Here is a 326-nt window from a genome sequence, read left to right on the forward strand (position 1 = left end):
TAAATAAACATCATTGAAGTTGGCGCATATTTGCTAAAATAAACGCTCCCTAGCGTTTTAAAATGACTAAATGTAAATAGATTAAGTTCATCTTTAAACGCTATATATGCTTGTTTTAATGCTTCGGTTTCGATGATTCATCATCTCCATCAATTGATTGCTTATATGCTTTCATTCGTACTTCGATAATTGCTTCATCTATAACAGAGTTAAGTAATCCAAGAATCTGTTCAGGAAGTGTAGCTCTAAAATTGCCATCAAAGTCATAATGTAAATTCTTTAAATATTTCAATGCTTGTCCGTATGTTTTTTGTTTTAAAGCATCA

General features: G+C 30.4%; 1 protein-coding gene. It reads right to left on the reverse strand.

Features of this window, described 5'->3' with window-relative positions; all coding sequences use genetic code 11:
- Nucleotides 1–115: 115 nt before the first annotated feature.
- Nucleotides 116–326: hypothetical protein (locus ACNDLV_RS07460; protein ID WP_498883044.1), on the reverse strand; the 211-nt coding region annotated here is incomplete at its 5' end.

The organism is Lactobacillus fornicalis (assembly GCF_055362665.1).